Annotated in this window: 13 protein-coding genes; 3 read left to right on the top strand and 10 right to left on the bottom strand. The window is 60.8% G+C overall.

Annotation, left to right across the window (positions count from 1 at the left end; all coding sequences use genetic code 11):
- Positions 1–284 precede the first annotated feature (284 nt).
- Genes DWV32_RS09005 through DWV32_RS08995 form a run of 3 tightly spaced genes read left to right on the top strand, consistent with a single transcriptional unit; the run spans position 285 to position 2,382 of the window.
- On the top strand, positions 285–923 hold the full coding sequence (locus DWV32_RS09005) for a hypothetical protein (protein ID WP_117757934.1): 639 nt from the start codon (positions 285–287) through the stop codon (positions 921–923).
- On the top strand, positions 920–1,645 hold the full coding sequence (locus tag DWV32_RS09000; RefSeq protein ID WP_117757933.1) for a metallophosphoesterase family protein: 726 nt from the start codon (positions 920–922) through the stop codon (positions 1,643–1,645). The genes DWV32_RS09005 and DWV32_RS09000 overlap by 4 nt, the downstream gene beginning before the upstream one ends.
- A complete protein-coding gene (locus tag DWV32_RS08995; protein WP_117757932.1) occupies positions 1,645–2,382 on the top strand; it encodes a metallophosphoesterase in 738 nt (245 codons plus the stop codon). Before DWV32_RS09000 ends, DWV32_RS08995 begins: the two co-directional genes overlap by 1 nt.
- 42 nt (positions 2,383–2,424) lie before the next feature.
- On the opposite strand, the gene DWV32_RS08990 is transcribed toward DWV32_RS08995, so the two are convergent.
- From DWV32_RS08990 to DWV32_RS08940, 10 genes are all read right to left on the bottom strand, one after another.
- Positions 2,425–3,003 carry a hypothetical protein gene (locus DWV32_RS08990; protein ID WP_117757931.1) on the bottom strand — a complete coding sequence of 193 codons (579 nt, stop codon included), beginning with the start codon at positions 3,001–3,003 and terminating at the stop codon, positions 2,425–2,427.
- 608 nt (positions 3,004–3,611) lie between these two features.
- Positions 3,612–3,998 (bottom strand): hypothetical protein, encoded by a 387-nt coding sequence (locus tag DWV32_RS08980; RefSeq protein ID WP_117629695.1) that lies wholly within the window; start codon positions 3,996–3,998, stop codon positions 3,612–3,614.
- A 9-nt stretch (positions 3,999–4,007) separates the two neighbouring features.
- Entirely contained in the window at positions 4,008–4,253 is a 246-nt protein-coding gene (locus DWV32_RS08975; RefSeq protein WP_117640700.1) for a hypothetical protein, read from the bottom strand.
- A gap of 218 nt (positions 4,254–4,471) precedes the next feature.
- Positions 4,472–5,719 carry a tyrosine-type recombinase/integrase gene (locus tag DWV32_RS08970; protein WP_117640701.1) on the bottom strand — a complete coding sequence of 416 codons (1,248 nt, stop codon included), beginning with the start codon at positions 5,717–5,719 and terminating at the stop codon, positions 4,472–4,474.
- Positions 5,720–6,231: 512 nt separating this feature from the next.
- Positions 6,232–8,193, bottom strand: a complete 1,962-nt coding sequence (pknB, locus tag DWV32_RS08965; RefSeq protein WP_117757930.1) for a Stk1 family PASTA domain-containing Ser/Thr kinase — start codon at positions 8,191–8,193, stop codon at positions 6,232–6,234.
- A gap of 132 nt (positions 8,194–8,325) precedes the next feature.
- Positions 8,326–11,196: an FtsW/RodA/SpoVE family cell cycle protein gene (locus tag DWV32_RS08960; protein ID WP_117757929.1), complete on the bottom strand. Its 2,871-nt coding sequence runs from the start codon at positions 11,194–11,196 to the stop codon at positions 8,326–8,328.
- A 16-nt stretch (positions 11,197–11,212) separates the two neighbouring features.
- On the bottom strand, positions 11,213–13,012 hold the full coding sequence (locus DWV32_RS08955) for a Stp1/IreP family PP2C-type Ser/Thr phosphatase (RefSeq protein ID WP_117757928.1): 1,800 nt from the start codon (positions 13,010–13,012) through the stop codon (positions 11,213–11,215).
- Positions 13,009–13,425 (bottom strand): FHA domain-containing protein, encoded by a 417-nt coding sequence (locus DWV32_RS08950; protein WP_006235180.1) that lies wholly within the window; start codon positions 13,423–13,425, stop codon positions 13,009–13,011. Before DWV32_RS08950 ends, DWV32_RS08955 begins: the two co-directional genes overlap by 4 nt.
- Before the next feature lie 6 nt (positions 13,426–13,431).
- Positions 13,432–14,442, bottom strand: coding sequence for an FhaA domain-containing protein (locus DWV32_RS08945; protein ID WP_070097545.1), 1,011 nt, complete (start codon positions 14,440–14,442; stop codon positions 13,432–13,434).
- A complete protein-coding gene (locus DWV32_RS08940; protein ID WP_117757927.1) occupies positions 14,439–16,292 on the bottom strand; it encodes a serine/threonine-protein kinase in 1,854 nt (617 codons plus the stop codon). The genes DWV32_RS08945 and DWV32_RS08940 overlap by 4 nt, the downstream gene beginning before the upstream one ends.
- Positions 16,293–16,298: the final 6 nt, after the last annotated feature.

Here is a 16,298-nt window from a genome sequence, read left to right as displayed (position 1 = left end):
GAAACACATCTCCACCGTTCCTTCAACTGGGAAAATGCCGACCCGGGGGCCCGAATGGGACCTCGGGGGCGTTCGGCTAGCTGCGGGAACGGCCTATTCGCTCAATGTGTTCGGCTGAGATCGGAAATCAACCTTCGCGCGTGGGCGCGTGGGCGTAAACTTTTAGTTGGGCAAATCCGGCAGATTGGAGCTTGAAACATGAGGGATATGCACCTCATGTCGCTCATAAAACGTCTCCTGACCTCGAAGGAGAACGTTTTTTAGCGATAAAAGGAGACATAAATATGATCTGGTTTACCAGCGACACCCACTTCGGGCATGAGAACGTGCTGAAGTTCACCGACCGCCCGTGGGAGACGATTTGGCAGATGAACGACGCCATCGTCGACAACATCAACGGCAAGGTTGCCGTGGACGACGAGCTCTACATCCTGGGGGATTTCTCATTCAAGATGACCGCCCAGGACGCCTACGGGCTGCGCAAGCGGATCGCCTGCAGGCGCATCCACCTCGTCCCGGGAAACCACGACAAGGACTGGACCCAGCCGGCGGTCGCGGGCGCCTTCACCGTGGAGCCGCCGATCTGCGTGCTCAAGATCGACGGGCAGAAGATCGTCCTGAGCCATTACCCCATGGCCGACTGGCAGGGCATGAGCCATGGATCGTGGCACCTCCACGGGCACATCCACAGCAGCGGCGGCGCGTACAACGAGTTCAACCGCAAGCAGGGCCTTCTGCGCTACGACGTCGGTTGCGATGCCAACGGGCACTCCCCGGTGAGCCTCGATGAGCTGAGGGAATGGTTCGCCGGAGTCGACGAGCCGTGCGGCCGGGTGAAATGGCCCTGGTGGGTCAACGAGACCGGCGACAGGCAGGTCGAGCGCGAGCTGGCGGCGTACAAGAGGGAAGAGGCGATCCGATGACGGTCTATGTGACGGGCGACATCCACGGTGGGCTCGACATGCAAAAGCTCCGCGACTGGGAGCTTGGCGACAGTCTTACCAGCGACGACTATCTCATCGTTGCCGGTGACTTTGGCTTTCCGTGGGGCTTTTCTGCCGAGGAATGCGCCGACATCGCTTGGCTGGAATCGCGCCCCTACACGGTACTGTTCGTCGACGGCAACCACGAGCGCTTCGATCACTGGGAGGAGCGCCCCATGGAGCCGTGGCATGGCGGGCTGACGCAGCGCCTGTCGGACACCTCGCCCATTCGGCGCCTGACGCGCGGCGAGGTCTTCGAGCTCGACGGTTCGACAATCTTCACCATGGGCGGTGCCACGAGCGTGGACAGGGAATACCGCGTGCCGTATTCCAGCTGGTGGCCTCAGGAGCTCCCGGATGAGCGCGAATTCGATGCCGCGCGGGCAAAGCTCGACGAGGTCGGCTGGAAGGTCGACTGCGTCATCACCCATACCTGCGCCACGCGCATGCTCTCGCCGACGCTCTACCCGGACCCAGGCTGGGAACGCCCCGATGTGGACCGGCTGACCGGATTCCTCGACGAGCTCGAGGACCGCCTGGACTACAAGCGCTGGTATTACGGCCATTTTCACCGAGACGGCAATCCGGACGAACGGCACACGGTGCTGTATGACCGGATCGTGAGGCTCGGGGACAAACTCCTGCCGTGGGGTGCGTACTGATGACGGTCTATGTGACAGGCGACGTGCACGGCAGGGCCGAGTACGGGTCCAGCCGGTTTGCATTCAAAAATTGGCCGCTGGGCCGGACCCTGACGCGCGATGACGCGGTGATCGTGGCCGGCGACTTCGGCTTTGTCTGGGACGGCTCGAATGCTGAGAGGTATTGGCTCGACTGGTTCGAGTCGAAGCCCTGGACCACGTGTTTCGTAGACGGCAACCATGAGAACCACCACGCCCTGGCCGGGCTGCCGGTGCGGGAGTGGAACGGCGGGCTCGTCCATGAGGCACGACCGCACGTGCTGCACCTGATGCGCGGAGAGGTGTTCGATATCGACGGGCTCACAGTCCTTGCCATGGGCGGCGCCGCGAGCAACGACAGGCAGTATCGCAAGGAGGGGAGGAGCTGGTGGCCTGAGGAGATGCCGAGCGAGAAAGAGACGGAACACTGCCGTTCCTCGCTCGACCGCGTGGGCTGGAAGGTCGACTACGTTGTGACTCACGAGGCTCCGGCTGCCCTTGCTGAGGGGCTGTGTCGCGAACGCGGACATGAGTACCGCGGGGATCCGCTGCAAACCTTCCTGGGTGAGCTCGACGGACGGCTCGGCTACCGCGTCTGGTTCTTCGGTCACTACCATCGCGATAAATGGTGCGACACCAGGCATCGCCTTATCTACCGAGACATCGTGCCGATCGAAGATGCTGCGCCCGGTTCTAGAAACCTTCTAAAAGCGCTCTAGAAGGTTTCTAGAAATCAGTTACCTGACAGGAAGGGCGCGGGACTACTCGCCCCTCATCTTGGTCATGACCTCGACCTTGGCCTCGGCCACGGTCGCCCGCCGCTCGGAGGCGGCGAGGCGGTCCTTGAGGGCGGCGACTTCGGCCATCAGGTCGCGCTGGGCCAGTAGCGCATCGCTCAGCTCGGCCTGGGCTTTCAACGCAGCGTCACGCTCGCCGCGCAGTCGCTCGATCTCATCGGCCATGGCCTCAGCCTCGGCGTGGAGCTGGGCGACCTGCCTGCCGAGCCCCTTAGCACGGGAAAGGTGCCTGACGCCCGCGGCGTGGAGCTCGTTGTTCTCGAGTTCGAGACTCGCGGTATCGAGTTCGAACTTCTCCTCTATAAAGGCAATCCGCTCATTGCAGTCGGCCTCAATTTTTTCATTCCGATCCGTCGCCTCGGCGAGCTTGCGGTTGAATTTGTCGAGCTGGGCCCTGAGCAGCGCGTTCTCGGTCTTGAGATCGGCGGTCTCGCGCAGCAGCTTCTCTCGCCAAGCCTTTTCAATCTGCTCGGCGGCCTCATCGAGGACGTCCTTCACGCCGGGCGTCTCGCTGATTTTTCTGTCGTTCGGGTTGTCTGTCATCGTGCGGCACTCCAATCAACAATGGGCATGGCTCCGCCATGCCGTACGGCTGGGAACAAATACGCGGCCGCTGTTGAGTTGTGTTTGTCCTGCGCTTGGTGAGTTCTAAAAGCGTCTCAAGTCATACGTTCACGCAGGTTTTCGATTGGAGAAATACCGCACGTTTTCATGGTATCACGTGCCTTAAAGAACATGAATGGGCGGTCATATCGATTCGTTGAAAATAGCACCTACGACGTGCTGGTGGCGGGAGAGTGATGGCGTTAAAGATGTCGAGAATGATTATGGGAGTATTTTAGATGCAGGTATGAGAAAGGGTCGAATCGAAGTGTCTGGCCGGACGCCAATTGTCCGGGAACTGTTTCGGTTCGACCCTGCTTCATTTTACATCCGCGGCATGTTTTTGTAGACGCCTGGCGATTACCGACCTTCACGACCTCGATGACGGTTTCCCCGTCCTCGATTCTTGCCAGATTGCGGTAGACATGCTGCGTGAATGGTCGGATATCATTTGAGCCAGAATCCTCTTCTATTGAAGCGGATTCTGGCTCAGTGGTTTTTAACTCGGTTGTTTGACAGAAGCCCACGTCGATAGTCGGGCTGTGGACTTAAGATTTCGGGGGCTCCCAAGCGTTTTCGATCGCGGCGCGGTAGATTGCAGCGTAATTAAGCATCCAGCTGCCATCACCAGTTTTTTGAATATACCCCTTATCCTTTAGAGAAGTATAGGCTCGGGATATCGTGTTCTTGCTCAAGTGGTAGTGATCCTCAATCCATTTGCTTCTAGCGCAAAAGCCCATGGGCCGTTTGTTTTTGGAAGGTTTTCCAAACTTCCATACGAGGCCGAGGATGAGACGCTCGGCGGCAACGGTGGTGACGCAGCACGCCCACTCGGGCACTGAAATAAAAATAGCTTTATCCATTTTCTCTATAATCTTTCGTTGCTCGGTAACATCATCGTTGAATATGTCGGAAATTGACGGTAGCTCGCTCATGTTTACCACCTAGTCAAGGTGGGCGGTACGACCTTCAAGCTGCTTGAAAAGCTCATAAAACGAGCTTTCAAACATGTAATTCGAGCGATGGATTTGGATGAGCTTGCCGGACTCGCGCATGAATTTGCGTGCGGTGTTTTCGCTCCAGCCAGTGAGTTCGCGGATATCGTTAACGCGGAGCAACCGATCGCACTGAGCGGCACCAGTGGGGAAAGTCGGTGTGGACGCCTGAGTGCTAATCTTTGGAGTAGCCATGATGAGCTATCCTTTCAATGAGGGCCCTCCCTGTGCTTGTAAGACTTACCAGGTTCATAAGCACTTGGGGGGCCGGTTTCTATGACTACATGCGTAGCCATCTGACAGCTTTAGCATGTATTAAAACTCATTAGTTGTCAATCAAATATAGCATCTACCTGCGGAAACGGTATTATAGTACCGTAATATTATGAATAAAACGATGAATGAAAAACATGCTATTTCTCGCTTCTCTGTATATAGGCGTTGATGAAGTCTTCGTAGCCTTTAACTGCTTTTATTTCTGATTGTTGAACGAGGCTTGTATACGTTTTGAGCGTGATATTGGGGTCCGCGTGGCCAAGAATACCTTGCACGCTTCTAACGTCCGATCCGTTCGCCAGCATAAAAGTGCTTACGCAATGCCTGAGCTGATGCGGGCAGATGCCCTTATATAGTTTTCCGCCAGTCGAATTATTCGGCTCATAGATTCCAAGATTGCAGCTAACTGCGAAATCGCGAAACCAATGGTTGAAGATGTAGTTCTTCATGTGACAGACAGTAGGGACCCCTTGCTCGACAGCAATATCGCTAATGATGGGAGTGCTGCCAGTCTGGGACAGCCCCAGAGAGGCCAGGAGCTCTTTTTGTATGGCTGACCATGATTGAAGACGTTCGGCCAGGGTTTCTCCAACGGGGATTTTGCGTTGGCTTTCTTGTGACTTGGGTGCCCTCAGTTCATGATCGTTGGTGTACTGCCTGTCAATTTTCAAGGTTTTATTGGCAGGGTCCCAATCGCGCCATTCGAGGCCCAGCATCTCGCCTTTTCGCATACCCGTATACACTAGTACTAGCGTACCAACAGCTTCGGCGGTGAGCTCAATGTGTTGAAGATGTGTGCATAGGGTAGCTACTTGCTCGATTGTCAGTGATTCTCTTTTGTTGCGTGGTCTGCGAACATGAACGGTAGCGCAGGGGTTTCGGTCAATTATCCTCTTTGCGACTGCATTCGACAGAATCTGGCGCAGTTTCGCATTGATTCGTACAAGCTCAGATGGTTTGTATTTTCCCGTACGACGAGCTTCGGCATATGTTTCTTCGATTAGATCGGGAGTTAGCCCCTCAATTGTCTGAAACGCGCCGAATAGGTCTTCGATATGCCTGCAATCGTACGCTTCTCTTTCATAGCTCGTTGGCGCAAGCTCGGTGTCCCTATTTTCATGAAAGGCCCAGCAGTAGGACGCAAGCAAAGTGGGCTTTTTAGTTTTAGTGATCGTGCCAGAGGAGTTGATTTCAGCCAGCTTGGCCTGCATTGCAGCCTTAGCTTCTGTTTTAGTCTTGCAACGAACCGTATAAGTTGGGGATCGTTTGTAACGCCCTGTCTTAGGGTCCTTGACCCCAAGGGAAAAATAATAGCGATAGGTGTTAGGTGATCTCTTGTCTTTCCAACACGTGCCTCTTCCGCTAATTAGTGGCTGTTCTGACATCTTTGCACTCCGTTTCTTTGAATAGTTTTCAACAATTCATTGAGTGCAGTTTAGCTAAAGCTGTTAGTAATATGTTTGTAAAAGCGTAGGCGCAGCTACCGGAGGTAAAAGACACAAACTGCTATGTTTATCTGCGGTTATATGGTGTTCAATGATGCTTGATGAATAGTAGGGGGTAGCATTAAATCATATCTCCTAAAGCGGGTGTCGACGGTTCGAATCCGCCCGGGGGCACCAGAGATTTGCCGAGCCCGGTACCACCACGGTGCCGGGCTCTTCTGGTCTAAGGGCAGGGTTCGAGCCGTCGACACCCGCGTCACCAATTTCCCGCGGGGGGGTTGAATTCGCCCGGGGGCACCAGAGATTGATCGAGCCCGGTACACCGCCACGGTGCCGGGCTCTTCTGGTTCATGCCATGTCAAAAACGAAGCGCCCGCTTGCTGGGGGAGCAAGCGGGCGCCTGTGAGTGAATATGTTTGCGGCGAGAGCCGTAATGGGCGGTGGGGTGGCGACTAGTTGACCGTACCGGAATCGTCGCCCGTGCCCGAGCCCGAACCCGAACCCGAGCCAGAAAGTGCGACCGTCAGCGTAATCGTGCTGTCGGTAGACTGCTTGCCGGTGGGGGAGACGCCCGTAACGGTGGCGTTTTCGTTGCCGCTCACGGGGTTACCGTTCTGATCGCAGAATGCGATGTTGTAGAACCCGGCGTTGTTGAGCGCGGTAACGGCGGCGGAGATGCTCTTGCCGTACAGGTTGCCCGGAACGCTGGCTTTGCCGGACTTCTTGGCAATGACGACGGTAATCGTGGCGCCAGGCTTCTGCTTGCCGCTGGGGTTCCAGCTAATCACGGTGCCCTCGGTAACCGAATCGTTCTCCTGGTAGCTCACGTCGACGCCAAAGCCTGCCATATCGAGGGCGTTGCGCGCCTGGGCCTCGGTCATGTCGGTCAGATCGGGGACGGAGGTGGTGTCAGGACCGCTGGAGACCTTGTACGAGATGGTCGTGCCCTTCTCGACTTCCTTACCGGGTTTGGTGCCCTGCTCAAAGACCTGGCCCTCATCGGCCTCGTTGGCCTCCTCGGAGGCGTTGCCCTTCAGGCCAACGCTTGCCAGCGCGGCTTCTGCCTGGTCCTTGGTCAGGCCGACAAGCTGGGGAACCTCAACCTTCTCGGAGGGCTTGGGGCCCTTGGAGATTACCAGGTTCACCTTGGTGCCCTTGGCCTTCTTGGTTTTGCCGTTGGGCGTCTGCTCGGCGACCTTGCCCTCGTCGATATCGTCGTTGTAGCTTTGGTCGATGGTGCCGACCTCGAGGCCGGCTTCCTTGATCTGCTCGACGGCAGTCTGCTGGTCCTTGCCCAGCACATCGGGCACGGTGACCTGCTCGCCGCCAAAGAGTCCTGTGGCAAAGGCCACCACGATGCCGATGACGGCAACGGCTGCCACCACGGCGGCGATGATCTTGTTCTTGTTGGATTTGGGCTTTTCGACCTCGTAGGAGCCGGTGGAGCCCGAAACCGAGCTACGGGCGGTATTCTGGCCGCTCACGCCCGAGACGGGACGCACCATAGCGCGCGTCTGATCGGAAAGCTCGCGAGTCTTGGTGGCGCCCAACTCACCGGGGGCACCGATGATGCGTGTGGGCTCCGAGATGTTTACGGCACGGCCCGACAGGTAGCTGTTGAGCACCTGACGAAGCTCGTCGGCGGTCTGGAAGCGGTTTGCCGGGTCCTTCTCCATGCACTTGAGGATGATGCGCTCAAGGTCGGCGTCGACACCGGAGTTGATCTGGCTCGGTGGAATAGGCAGCTCGTTGACCTGCTTGAGTGCGACCGAGATAGCGTCGTCACCGTCAAAGGGAACGCGGCCGGTGGCGCACTCATACATCACGACGCCCAGCGAGTAGATATCCGAGGTGGGGCCGAGGTCCTGACCACGGGTCTGCTCGGGGCTGACGTAGTGGGCGGTTCCCAGCACGTTGTTGTCTTGCGTGAGGTGGCTGTTCTTGGCGCGCGCGATGCCAAAGTCCATCACCTTGATGTTGCCGTCGGGCAGCACCATGATGTTCTGCGGCTTAATGTCGCGGTGGATGATCTCGTGCTTGTGGGCGACCGAAAGCGCGGAGCTGATCTGCGAGCCGATCTGGGCGACCTTCTTGGGGTCGAGGGCGCCGTGGCTCTTGATGCCGCTCTTAAGGTCGGTGCCGCGCAGGTACTCCATGACGATGTAATAGGTGTCGCCGTCTTTGCCCCAATCGTAGACGCCCACGATATAGGGGGAGGAGAGACCGGCTGCTGCCTGGGCCTCCTGCTTAAAGCGTGCGGCGAAGGTTGCGTCGCCAGCATACTGTGGCAGCATTATCTTGACGGCTACCGTGCGGTCGAGGACCTGGTCCTGTGCACGGTAGACGGTCGCCATACCGCCTGTCCCCACCTTATCCTTGAGGAGGTATCTTCCCCCGAGGACCCTCTGTTCCATTCCTGCTCCTAACATAACTATTCGCTCAACGATGTGTGTAGTACCTACGATGTGGCCGCTGGGGCCGTGTGGCGCGTTGCCGCTAACTCTTCGGCCGCGGCGCGCCTTGGGTGTCCGATTCGATCATGGACATCACGCTCCCTGTGCGGCAAGCGCCGCGGTCAGGACGATACCGGCGATCTTGGCGGCCTTGACGTCATGCTTGTCGTAATCCTCCAAGGCCACCGAGATGGCGACCGTGGGTGAATCGTAAGGCGCAAAGCCAACGAACATCGAGTTGACGTTGGTGCCGCCGGTCTCGGCCGAGCCGGTCTTGCCGGCGACCTTGACGCCGGGGACCTGGGCATCGGTGCCAGTACCGGACTGGACGACGGCGAGCATGACCTGCTTGACCTGGTCGGCCGTGGCGGAGCTGACGGCCTGACCCAGCGAGCGGGGCTGCGTGGTCTTGACCACAGTTCCGTCCGGGGCGAGTACCTGAGCTACAAAGTACGGGTCCATGACCACGCCACTGTTAGCGATGGCGGCGGCAATCACGGCGTTTTGCATGACGGTGGTCTGCGGCCCGGGCGTGTGGTCCATGCCGACAGGCTGGCCGGCGCCGGCCCAGGCGGTCTCCCACTCGGTCATGAGCGACGGGTCGGCCATGATGGAGGCCGCGGAGGTCAGGTCCTGGCCGAGCTTTTGGCCGTAGCCAAAGGCGTTGGCAAACTGCACGAGCGTGTTTGCGCCAACTTCGTTTGCCACCTGGCCAAAGACGACGTTGGAAGACACGGCAAAGGCCTGCTGCAGGCTGATGGTGCCGTAGCTCTCGTTGGCATAGTTGGTGACCGGCGCGTTGCCGATGTCCATGGAGCCGGGCGCCTGGTAGGTGCTGGTAAGGCTGGCGGTGCCGGTCTCGAGTGCCGCGGAAAGCGTAACGACCTTAAACGTGGAGCCCGGCGTGTACAGCGCGTCCATGGCGCGATTGTACATAGAGCCGTCCTCGCCGCCGCCCGCCTGCAGCAGGGCGTCGATGTTGGTGTTGTCGTAGGTGGGCGAGCTGGCACATGCGAGCACCGCGCCGGTACGCGGGTCGATGACCACTACAGCGCCCTTAAAGCCCTTGAGCGCCTGCTCGGCCGCCGTCTGGATACGCGAGTCAATGGTGAGCTTGGCGGTGTTGCCCGGCTGGGTCTGGCCCGCGAGCGACGCGATGGCGTTGTTCCAGCTGGAGTAATCCTTGGAGCCGGTGAGCGTGTCGTTCATGACGCTCTCGATGGCGGTGGTGCCATACTGCTGGCTCACGTAGCCAACCACGTGCGCTGCCAGGTTGCCGTTGGGGTAGGAGCGTACGTAGGTGCCGTCCTCCTGCTGCAGCGACTCGGCCAGCGTCACGCCGTCGGACGTGATGATGGAACCGCGCTGGATGTACTTGGAGCGGGCGATGGTGTGGTTGTTGGTCGGCATGTCCTGATAGTCCTTGGCCTTAATGACCTGGACATAGGTGAGGTTGCCGATAAGGATGGCGAACAGCGCCGTAAAGGCGAGCACCGCACGGGTTAGACGGTTGGCGAGCGCAACGCGGCCGAGCACGCCGGATTCAGGCGTGTCGAGCAGGCGACGGCGCATGCGCGAGCCGACGGAATGACTGCCGCTACCGTAGGAAGACGAGGTGGCAAAGCGCGTGCCCGTCGGGGCGGCGGCAGATGCGACCTGATCATCGGTGATGGCGGCCATGGTGCCGGTGCCGGTAAGCTCGGCCTCGCGTCCGGTCGCTTCGTCACCGGCGCGCAGCAGGAGCGCGACGATGATAAAGCTTGCCAGCAGCGAGGAACCGCCCTGGCTCATAAAGGGCAGGGTGACGCCGGTTAGCGGGATCAGGCGGGTAACGCCGCCCACGATCAAGAAGGCCTGGAAGCTGATGGCGGCCGTAAGGCCCGTGGCGCTAAAGGCGGCGAGGTCGGATTTAGCGCGGGCAGCTGTGGTCAGGCCGCGAACGGCAAAGAGCATAAACAGGATGAGCACGGCGCCGCCGCCCAAAAGGCCCATTTCCTCGCCGATAGCCGAGAAGATAAAGTCGGACTCGACGACGGGGATGTTGTTTGCCATGCCGTTGCCAATGCCGACGCCAACCAGGCCACCGTCAGCCAGCGAGTAAAGTGACTGTACGATCTGGTAGCCCTGGCCCTGGGCGTCCTTAAACGGATCGACCCAGACCTGAAAGCGCACCTGCACGTGCGACAGGAACTTGTAGGCGCCCACGGCTCCAACGGCCAGCAGCGCAAGGCCGATGATGACGTACGAAAAGCGTCCCGTGGCAACATAGAGCATCAGCAAAAAGATGGTGTAGAACAGGACGGCCGAGCCCAGGTCGCGTTCGAAGACGACGATGAGCAGGCACACGCCCCACACGGCAAACAGCGGCAGCAGCAGGCGGAAGCGCGGAATCTTGAGGCCCAGGATCTTGCGGTTGGAGATGGAGAGTAGCTCGCGGTTCTCGGCCAGATAGCCTGCCAGGAACAGGACGATGAAGACCTTGGCGAACTCGCCGGGCTGGATGGTGAAGCCCGCGATGCGAATCCACAGCTTGGAGCCCGAGATCGTGGTGCCGATAAAGATCGGCAGCATCAGCAGGATGATGCCGATAATGCCAAAGGTGTACTTGTAGCGCATGACCACGTCGAGGTTCTTGACCAGTGCGAGCGTTCCCACCATGAGCGCCACCGAGACAAACAAGATGATGAGCTGCGAGATGGCGAGGTCGGGGGCCAGGCGCGTCACGAATGTGATGCCGATGCCCGAGAGCACAAAGACGATGGGCAGGATGGCGGGGTCGGCGCCGGGCGCCAGGATGCGCACGGCGATATGCGCCGCGGCGAAGGCGGCAAAGAGGCCGATCGGCACGGCGAGCGTCTCAAAGGAAATCGTGGCACCCGCGGTGAGCACGTACATCGCATAGAGCAGGATGACGGGGAACGCCGAGGCGATGAGCAAGAGCAGTTCGGTGTTGCGGCGACTCATAAGCGGCACTCCCTTTCTAATTCTTATCGGAGGCTTCGGCCTCGGCTGACTGTTCGGCGGTTTTCTCGGAATCTGACTCGGAGGTGGATTTCTGATCGGTGTTGTCGCGAATCGTTTGCGCGTCAATCACCTGACGGGTCTGCTCCTCGTCAATCTGATGGCGGTACTTGGAAATGGTGTCCTGCGCATCGTCGACACTTGTTTGCGGAATGCCCGCCTTGAGGCGGTTTTGCGTGTCTTCGGGCAGGTCGGACAGCTTAATACTGGTTTCGCTTTCGAGCCAGTGGAGCTTGAGTCCGAGTGGCTTGCCGGGCAGGCCGCGCCAGACGGCGACATTGCCCTGGTAGGTACCCAGGTAGTACGAGCCGGTGACACCCGTGTAGGCCCAGATGGAAGCCGCCAGCACCAAGACGAGACCTAAGACGACGCCGATGGTGACGTTGCGGCGACGCACGCGTTGCGCCTCGCGCATAACGCCATCGTCAACCAGGTCAACGACTACTACGGTCACGTTGTCGTGGCCGCCGGCGGCAAGCGCCGCGTCCACTAGGTTGTCGACGCAGATTTGCGCGGTTGAGGACTGCGTGGCGATGTTCTCGATATCGCTATCGGGAATCATGCTCGAAAGGCCGTCAGAGCACAGGATCAGGCGGTCGCCTTCCTCGATATGCAGAGTGAAGTGGTCGGCATACATGGCGGGGTCCGAGCCCAGCGCACGGGTGATGACCGAACGGTTGGGGTGGACGCGAGCCTCATCTGCCGTAATCTCGCCGGCGTCCACGAGTTCTTCCACATAGGAGTGGTCGCGGGTCACGCGGATGAGCGTGCCCTCGTGGAGCAGGTAGGCGCGCGAGTCGCCCACGTGGGCGATGGCGAGCGTATCGTTTTCGATATAGGCGCAAGTGGCTGTGCAGCCCATGCCGGGCTTGCCCAGGCCATTCAAGGCGGCCTCGATTACGGCGGCGTTAGCGGCCTCGACGGCTGCCGCCAGGCGTGCGGCGTCGGCGGACTGCGGGGCCGTCTTGGCAATAGTCTCAACGGCGATGGAAGAGGCTACCTCGCCGGCAGCGTGACCACCCATGCCGTCGCATACGCAAAAGAGCGGCGACTGCACCAGGTAGGAATCCTCATTGTGCGGGCGTACGCAGCCAACGTCGGAGCGGGCGCCCCACATGAGTTGCGTGGTGGTGCCGGCATCATAGGTCGAGTCGGTCTCGATGCGCTCCTCGGTCAGGGGCTCAAAGCTCATGGTCGAGCCGGGGTCTTTGAGCTTGGCCTCAACGGCGGCAACGTCGATTTCGGCTGTGTCACCGGGAGAGACGGTGTCGGTCTCGGCGTTTGATTCGGAATCGCCGGTGTCCGGGGAGTCGGGCTCCTCGGAAACGCGGGCGGTCGACTCGTCATCTTGCGGGCTGACGTCTATAGGCTCGGGCGCCGGCGTAGACGCGGGCGCAACCTCGGATGCTGGGGCTATGGGAAACGCCGGCGCGGCGGGCTCGGGTGCCGCAAACACCGCAGCGCTCTCGTTGATTGCCGCGGCGACGGGCTCTGCAAAGTGAGCCGGCGCCGGGGTTGCTTCGGGCGCTGTGGGCTGTTCCGCAGCATGTGCGCCGATGGGCGCCGCTACGGCATCCTCTTCGTCCTCGTTATCGGCGAGATCCGAAATATCATGCGTTACATGCGAAAGAGGCAGGGAGAACACGGTGTCCTCGGGTTCCACGGGTGCGGAGTCCGCCGGAGCGGCGTGGGCCGGCGCAGCTGTGGCGGCGGCCGGTGCCTCGGTCATAGTCGCGGACTTGTTCTCCTCGTCGATCATCGACGGTTCACCTTCATGACCACGTCGCCAATCTGGACTTCGTCGCCCTCGCGCAGTGTTGCGGGCTCCACAAGCTGGCGGCCGTTGACGAGCGTGCCGTTAAGCGAGTTGAGGTCCTCGATGATGAGCGCCGGGCCCTGCAGCGAAAAGCGCGCATGCGAGGCCGAGACGAATGGCTCGTTGATGCAGATGTCCGAAGATGGCGAGCGACCGACGATGACGGGGCCGAGCATATCTACGTGGATGCCGCGGATGCCGCGCGGACCCTTGTCCACATCGATCGTCCAGATAGCCGAGTCGCGGCGCTGTCCGCGCACAAGCCCCACACCGGTCTTCATGACGGCGAACAGGAAGATATAGAGCAGGGCGACCAGGACGATGCGGCCTGCAAAAAGGACGATATCGATGTTCATAAGCGACTATCCCCTAAATTCAAAGGTGCTCAGGCCAAACGTCAGCAGATCGCCGTTGCGCAGCGGGCAGCGCGTAATGCGGCGGTTGTTGACGAGTGTGCCGTTGGTGGAATTGAGGTCCTCGATCGACCAATCCGAGCCCGTAAAGGTGAGCTGGGCGTGGCGGCGCGACACGTTGGGGTCGCGCAGGGCAATATCGGAAACTGAGCGCTCGCGACCGATAGTCACCTGTGCGGAGGTGATGCTATGGCTCTCGCCGCTCACGACGTCGACGAGCTGGGCGAGCGGGCGCTGCGGGGCGCGAGTGCTTGCCATGTTGGAGGCGATGCCGGCTGCGGCGCCTAGGCCCACGGCGGCACCGGTCGCGGCGGCTCCGCCCATGCCGGCAAGCGCGTCGCGCGAGACGGTCTGCGGCACCGGGATAGGAGCGGCGGGGTCGGGGACGCTAGGCGCGAAGGGATCTGCTACGGCAAGCGGGTCGGGAGCGGCGGCGCGAGGCGTCGGCTGCTGCTGGGGCATGGCGGCGGGGCGCTGCTGCTGCGGGGCAGCAAACTGCTGCTGGCCGGCGCGCGGGGCGCTGGCGGCACGGCTTGCCGCGGAGTTGTTTTGGCCCAGACCGTTTTGATAGGCGCGCTCTTCTTCGTACAGGCGGCCGAGCGTGGGGGCATCGACGTTCTCGGCAAAGACCGAGAACTTGCCGGCACGCAGCTGCGGATCGATCATAAAGCGCACGAGGGGCTCGCCGACAAAGACATAACGGCGCTTTTCGGCCTGCGCCTTCACGAACTCGCGGACCTCGCGCGAAAGCTCGGGGTAGAACGGGGCGAGCATGGGGTCGTCGTCGGCGGCGATCAGGATGGTATAGAGTGCCGGCGCCGTGTTGACGCCATTGATCACCAGAGTCTGATCCTCCATGTCGCGAGCGGCCTGCTTGGCAAGCTTCTTAAAGGAGAACGGGGCACGGGTGGCACCGAAGATGCCGGCCACGTGGTCCTCGAAGATGTTCAGGAAGTTCACGAAAGATCACTCTCCGTATAGGTTCTTTGGTATCCGAGCAAATATAGGCATATCCCAACGATTATAGAGGATAGGGTTCCCGCAACCGCTGCCTTGACGACGACCGCGGCCGCAAGGCTGGCAATTTCCATATGGTGTGCAAGACAGAGCGACACCGCGGAGCCTATTCCGCAGCCGGCGATGGCGGCGATTGCAGTCAGGTTCGAGCCCTGCTCGGCACGCTTGGCATGGGCGTTGAGCAGCAGAGATGTCAGTGCGGCTGTCGCCGCGACGAGCACAACGGCAGCCCAGAAGAGCATGTCTCCCAGCGCCGCGGCAACATTGCCGAGCCCCAGCACGCCTCCGGCGGAAAGCGCAACCGTAGCCAGGCGGCCAAAAAGCGCGCCCATCCCCGTGGCTGCCGCGGCGCTTGCCGGGCCGAGCCAAAAGGCCGCGATGCCGGCGGCAACCCCGGCGGCAAGGAGGGCGTCGCCCGTTAGACAGCCAAGTGCCACCGCGCAGGTGAGCGCGGCGCTCGCGGCGGCCTCGGTGCGGCCCCAGGCGATCCACCATCCGGACATGGTGGCGGCAAAGAGCACCGCGACGGGCAGCATCGACAGGATGCCCTGTGCCTGCATGGTGGCGTTTGCCATGAGCACCAAAAAGCCCACAGCCGAGATGGCCGAGCCAATCTGGGGGGCCAGGCCGGCGGCCGCCCCAATCGCGATGGCCGCAATGACCAGGCCGGGAAGCGCCGCGACCCCGGCCGTTTGCATCAGCAAAAAGCTAAAGGTGCCGCACGTTAGCGCCGAGATAGCGCGCATGGTGTAGTCGCGCGCATGGCTCCAGCGCGTGCCCGCCCAGCCGAGTGCGGGGTCGACCTCGATGGCGTCGTCCTCGTAGGTCGATGACTCGATACCGTCTGCCGCGCGCTCGTCATCCGACAGCTCGCCCACCATCTGCTCCAGGCTGCGACGGCCCTCGCGCACGCTGCCCAAGCCGGCGAGCAGCTGGTCACAAAATGCCTCGATGCTGTTGGGGCGGTCCTGCGGCATGGGGGAGAGCGCGCTCATGAGCGCGGCCTCGGCTCCCGGGGGAAAGTGTGGTATCAGCTCGCTGGGATAGGTGGCGCCGCCGATGATGCGGCCGAGCGAGTCGGCGGGCGTGGCCGCCATAAAGGGAGCGCTGCCGCACAGGCCCTCGTAGATCACACAGGCGAGGGCAAAGACATCGGCGCGCTCGTCGACCGTGCCGGTCTCGATATCGAGCTGCTCGGGCGGCATGTAGCCGATGGTGCCGCCGCGTGAGCCGCCAAAGCCACCGGCAGACGACAGTCGCGCCATGCCAAAGTCGGTGAGCTTTACATTGCCCGAGTGGTCGATGAGCACGTTGGCGGGCTTAATGTCCAGGTGGAGTACGCCATTACTGTGGGCGAAGGTGAGCGCCTGGCCCAGGGCATCGGCAATGGCCGCGGCCTCGTCAAAGGTAAGTGAGTGGCCGTCCGCGCGGTGCAAAAACTCGGCCAGCGACATGCCATCGACATATTCCATAACCAGGTAGGCATAGGCTGTGTCGTGCGTAAAGTCGATGACCTGCACGATGTTGGGATGTTGAAGCATGGCGGCAGTGTGCGCCTCGCGCAGGACATCCATGATGTCGCTAGCGGGTATGCCGGCACCGTTGATAAGGGGGATGCGTTTAATGGCGACGCGGCGGCGCAGGTGCGTGTCGCGGCAGATCTCGATGGAGCCAAAACCGCCGGTCGCAAGTGTCTCGAGCGGCTGGTACCGCTTGAGCAGCTCGCGAGAGCTGGTGCCCTCCAAAGGAACGTCCGGCGAGAACCGGGCAGTATGTTGCGAGAAAAGCGGCATGGCCAA

Origin of the sequence: Collinsella sp. AF04-24 (genome assembly GCF_003465685.1) — a bacterium.
In the GTDB taxonomy this organism is placed as follows: Bacteria; Actinomycetota; Coriobacteriia; order Coriobacteriales; family Coriobacteriaceae; genus Collinsella; species Collinsella aerofaciens_AP.
Note: the sequence above shows the minus strand (reverse complement) of the source record. Positions and strands in the feature narration are given on the sequence as shown.